The following is a 1,991-nucleotide window of genomic DNA, read 5'->3' on the forward strand; positions in this document are numbered from 1 at the left end:
AACCACTTTGGTCGTTCCCCAGACCACCGGGGCCACGGCGGTCACCGCGGTGCGCCCGGGGGTGCCGCGAATCGACTGTGTAACTGACGTTTTCATGTCCGTCAGTCTCGGTCGCGCACTATTGATGAGTCCAACACATTGTTGTCACGCGATCGATCTGGATTCACGATTGATCGCATGGAATTGCAGCAGATGCGCTACGTCGTCGCCGTCGCCGAGACGAACAGCTTCACCAGAGCCGCCGAACGCTGCCTGGTCGTCCAATCCGCGCTCAGCCACCAGATCGCGCGGCTGGAACGCGAACTCGGCGCCCGGTTGTTCGACCGCACCAGCCGCCGCGTCCGCCTCACCGCGGCGGGCGCGGCCTTCCTGCCCGTCGCCCGCCAGTGCCTCGCCGCGGCCGATCGCGCCGTCGCCGAGGTCGCCGCCGCGATCGGCGAGGTCCGCGGCCCGTTGCGGGTGGGCCTCATCCCCACCGTCGCCGCCGTCGACGTGCCGAGCGCCCTCGCCGAGTTCCGCCGCCGCCATCCCCGGGTCCGCATCGCCCTGCGCGTCGGCGGCAGCGACACCCTGACCCGTCAGGTGCGCGACGGCGACCTCGACATCGCCCTGCTCGGCCTCCCCGACTCCACTCCTCCGACCGGAGTCGCCGCCCGTGAACTCGCCAGGGACCGCCTGGTCGCCGTCGTCGCCCCCGACCACCCCCTGGCCACCGCATCAGCCGTCGACCTGCGCAGGCTCTGCGAGGAAGTCTTCGTCGACCTCCCCGAGGGCACCCCCGGCCGCAACCAGTCGGACCTGGCCTTCTCCGCCGCAGGACTGCACCGCGACGTCGCCTTCGAGGTCTCCACGGTCGACGCGCTCATGGCCCGCCTCGTCGCCAAGGGCCTCGGCATCGCCCTGCTCGCCTCCACCTACGCCCCGCAACTCCCCGGCCTCACCACCGTCGAGATCGCCGACGCGCCGACCCGCGTCGAGTGGGTCGTCTGGAGCGCGACCGGCAGCACCCCCGCCGCCAACGCCTTCCTCGACATCCTCGGCGCGGCCCGCTCGGACAGCCCCTCCCCGGCAACCGCGACCGAGACCGGCGGGGGCGACGTCCCGTAGGCAGGCACAGCCACAGCGGCTACGCCCGCGGACGGGGCGGAAAGATCGCCGACCGAACACTGGAAAAGATCTGCGGCCTTTTCGTCGACCGCTCCCGGGAGTGTGGTTGCGCGGATGCGGTCGCGGTGGCGAAGATCCACATCAGGAATCGCCCCAGCGAGTTGTTGTTCGAACGCGCCGGTTTCGAGCCGGTGTCGGTGCCGGTCAGGGACTACCAGAGCTTGGGTGTGCCATCTGGCCTGAGAGAGATGTGGCGGCCGGAGGCGGGGGACCCCACCAGTTTCCCGAATGATGTTGGCGCGCTGCGATTCGCACTCGCGGGGAACCACCGACGCATGACGCACGTCCGATAAGTTGAGAGTGCTGTCGAATCAGGGAGGGACATGCGCATCACCGCCACCGCCGCACGCACCGCCATCACCGGAGCCGCCATCATCGGCCTGGCCACCGGGTGCGGGCTCCTCGACTCGACCGGCAGCACGCCCGGCACACCGACCGCAACGGAAGCGGAGATGGACAACCTCCTCAACCCTTGCACCGACATCCGCGACGAATGGCTCATCGAACTCGGACTCGACCCCTCCACCGAGCGCGACATCGTCAACCCGGACAAGGTTTCGTCGTGGCGGATATGCGGGTGGGAGCCGTCCGTCTTCAGTTACCGAATGGACGTCCTGTCGAGCAGTCGCACCATTCAGGAAACGCGTAACAACCCAGACATCGAAGTATTCCGCGACGTGACCATCGGAGGTCGCGCAGGTCTGCTGACCACGAACAAGATCGAAGGCGCTCGGTCCTGCTATGTCAATCTGCCCGCCGAGCAGGGGATGTTCGCCATCTCAGTGGGCTGGTTCGATAACCGCCCGATGCAAGAGGCCTGCGAC

The 1,991-nt window shown here is 68.4% G+C and carries 2 protein-coding genes; both read left to right on the forward strand.

The window, feature by feature from the left end; translation table 11 throughout:
- Positions 1–177: 177 nt before the first annotated feature.
- Complete coding sequence (locus tag QH283_RS29860; protein ID WP_280506251.1) at positions 178–1,107, forward strand: LysR family transcriptional regulator; 930 nt, start codon at positions 178–180, stop codon at positions 1,105–1,107.
- A gap of 383 nt (positions 1,108–1,490) precedes the next feature.
- The coding region (locus QH283_RS29865; RefSeq protein ID WP_280506252.1) for a DUF3558 domain-containing protein at positions 1,491–1,991 on the forward strand (501 nt) is incomplete at its 3' end.

The organism is Nocardia farcinica (assembly GCF_029867845.1).
GTDB lineage: Bacteria > Actinomycetota > Actinomycetes > Mycobacteriales > Mycobacteriaceae > Nocardia > Nocardia farcinica_A.

What these genes read in the sequence shown, in the direction of transcription:
- QH283_RS29860 (WP_280506251.1), top strand. Translation starts at nt 178, where the DNA reads ATGGAATTGCAGCAGATGCGCTACGTCGTCGCCGTCGCCGAGACGAAC.